Annotated in this window: 3 protein-coding genes; all 3 read right to left on the bottom strand. The window is 65.7% G+C overall.

What is annotated here, in order from left to right:
- Window positions 1–614, bottom strand: a 614-nt coding sequence (locus ACWD1Z_RS37075) for an ATP-grasp domain-containing protein (RefSeq protein ID WP_451125273.1), incomplete at its 3' end; no start/stop codon positions are given.
- 492 nt (window positions 615–1,106) lie between these two features.
- Window positions 1,107–2,444: a homoserine dehydrogenase gene (locus ACWD1Z_RS37070; RefSeq protein WP_451125271.1), complete on the bottom strand. Its 1,338-nt coding sequence runs from the start codon at window positions 2,442–2,444 to the stop codon at window positions 1,107–1,109.
- The coding region (locus tag ACWD1Z_RS37065) for an ACT domain-containing protein (RefSeq protein ID WP_451125269.1) at window positions 2,441–2,655 on the bottom strand (215 nt) is incomplete at its 5' end. The genes ACWD1Z_RS37070 and ACWD1Z_RS37065, both read right to left, overlap by 4 nt.

Below are 2,655 nucleotides of genomic sequence, written 5' to 3'. Positions count from 1 at the left end.
GTCTCAGCCGGGCTCTGACGGCACTCGGTGCGGCGGCCGAGCCCGCCCTGCGCACCGCGCGGACCCTCGCCTTCAACAGATTCCATGTAGGGCTGGATGAGGACGTGGTCTCCACCGCGTGCGAGGGTCGCAGCGTACGCGCGGGCGCGGACACGGTCCGCGGTTCGATAGCACTGCCGTCCGCCGGCGCCGACGGACGGCTTGACCACCACATCTTGGGATCCGCCCGGGATTTGCTGAGCGACGTCGGCGTCGGTCAGGTCTGGATTAGCGGCCAGCCAATTCGTCGGGACCACTGGCACGCCCCGCTCTTCGAGTGTCCGCAGGTACCGTTTGTCTGTGTTCCATTCCAGAGTGATGAGCGGATTCATAAGGATGCATGTACGGTCGGCGCTACGCATCCGCTCCAGGAATTCTTGCCGATGGGACGGATAGTCCCACGCGCTGCGCAGGAGTGCTACTTGGTAGGCCGTCCAGTCGATCTTCTCATCCGACCAGCGGACGGCTTTCACGGAGAGTCCCTTGCGTTGAAGTGCCTGCAGGACTGCCAGACGGTCAGGGTCGTGTCCGTCGTAGGTGATATAGGCGACGTCGAATTTTTGACGGGTATTCATGAGCGTGCCTTCCTCAGGGCTCCGCAGAGCCTGCAGAGCATCTGTTGCATTTGGTGCCTTGGTATGACTGGGGCGGTCATTCTGTGGTGTGGGACACAGCGAGTTTTCGGGAGCTGTTTGGAAGAATCTGATCTTTTCCGAACCCGCTTCGGCGTGCAGTTTCGAAGTTGCGGTAGTCGGGATGGCGTACTGGGCATCAGCCGTGACGTCATCGGGCGAAGTGACTTTCGCTTCCCTTTCGTGGTCGGGGGGCTATGTTTATGAGGCAACCGCGCTGCTTGCTGTCACAGCGTTGGCGGTGGGAGCAAGGCTTTCTCCGAGTACCTCAGGCGGTCGTGCTGGATTGGGCGCAAGGCATGCGCTCGTGACACCGACCGGTGTGGGCATCAGTGAGGCGACATTGGTTGTCCGACTGGGTCGCGGGTCGGCGAGTCGTTGTCCATGTAGTTCAGGTCGAGCGCGGGCTCAGAGGGCGAGCGGCCGCGAAGTCCGCTACTCCTCACGTGCGTCGAGCATCGGCAGGGCACGGGGCATTTCGCTGACCGAAGGCAGTGCTGCGAGTTCGGCCAGGATTTGTGACAGCGTCGATTCTTCGCTAAGCGCTGTGAGGATCAGCAGTGCTCGGTCGTCGACGGTCGGGCGTATGGAGGTGACGCCGATGTTCGCGCGAGCCAGTACAGCGCCTATCTCAGCCCGTGCCGCGGTTGGGTTTCGGACCGATATTCGCAGGTGGTAGCGGCTTTGTGGTCCCCGATGTCGCGTACTCGTGGCTCGGGCCCGCGCCTGCACCGCAAAGGTGGGACCGGCTTCGAAGCGGCCTTGCAGCCGTCGGCGGGCCACGGTCACCAGATCGCCCAGCACGGATGCGGAGGTGGGGATGCCGCCCGCGCCTGCCCCTGCGAACAGCAGGCGGCCAGCGGCGTGCGCATCTATCAGAACGGCGTTGTCTGCTCCTGCGATATCCGCCAGGGGGTGGTGGCGGGATACCATGGTGGGCCGGACCCTGGCCAGTACCTGTGCGGTCCCGTCCGGTTCGCGGGACCGCTCCAGCAGAGCTACCAGTTTCACCACGCGACCACATGCCCGGGCGTCTGCGACGTCCTGGGCCGTCACGCCGGTGATCCCTTCCCTGTACACCTGCGCGGGATCGGGCCATGTGTGGAAGGCCAATGATGCGAGGATCACCGCTTTGGCTGCCGCGTCCGTCGCCTCGACGTCAGCCGACGGGTCTGCCTCGGCATAGCCTCGGTCGATCGCTTCCTTCAGCGCTGCGGCGTAGTCACCGCCGGTGCGTGTCATCTGGTCCAGAATGTAATTGGTGGTTCCGTTGACCACGGCGGTGATCCGGTTGATCCGGTCCCCGCATAGGGAGTCGCGCAACGGGCCGAGGACAGGGACCGCTGCTGCCACGGCCGCTTCGTACAGCAGGTCCACGCCGTGGCGTGCGGCTGTCTCGTGAAGCTGCGGGCCATGCGCTGCCAGCAGCGCCTTGTTGGCGCTTACCACGGACGCCCCGCGTTCCATCGCTGTGAGAACCAGGGAACGAGCGGGTTCCAGACCACCGAGCAGCTCAATGACGATATCGACGTCACCGCGTTCGACCAGCCCCAGCGCGTCGTCGGTCCACAGACCCGGATCGATGGCCAGGCCCCTGTCCTGCTCTGGGTGGCGCACCGCGATGCCCACCAGTTCCAGTGGTACGCCGGCACGTTCGGCCAGTTCCGCATGGGCGCCCCGCATCCGGCGCACCACTTCGGTGCCCACCACGCCGCAGCCCAGGACGGCCACCCTGAGGGCTGAGGGCGCCGCTTCTACCGGCCGGGCGTTCACCGGCCCGTCCCCGACTCGACGATGGCTTCCCCGGCGCCGTCCAGCCCGAAATCGCGGTGCAGCGCTCGCACCGCCTCGTCGAGGCGGTCGGCAGGGCACAGGACCGAGACGCGCAGCTCAGAAGCCGAGATCGGTCCGATTTCGATGCCCGCGTCGGCGAGCGTGCGGCACAGGCGGGCGACCACACTGGTCTGCCTGCCGCCGATCCCCA

The sequence above is a fragment of the Streptomyces sp. NPDC002784 genome, from assembly GCF_053592135.1.
The sequence above is the reverse complement of the archived record's forward strand: the minus strand, read 5'-3'. Positions and strand labels throughout refer to the sequence as shown.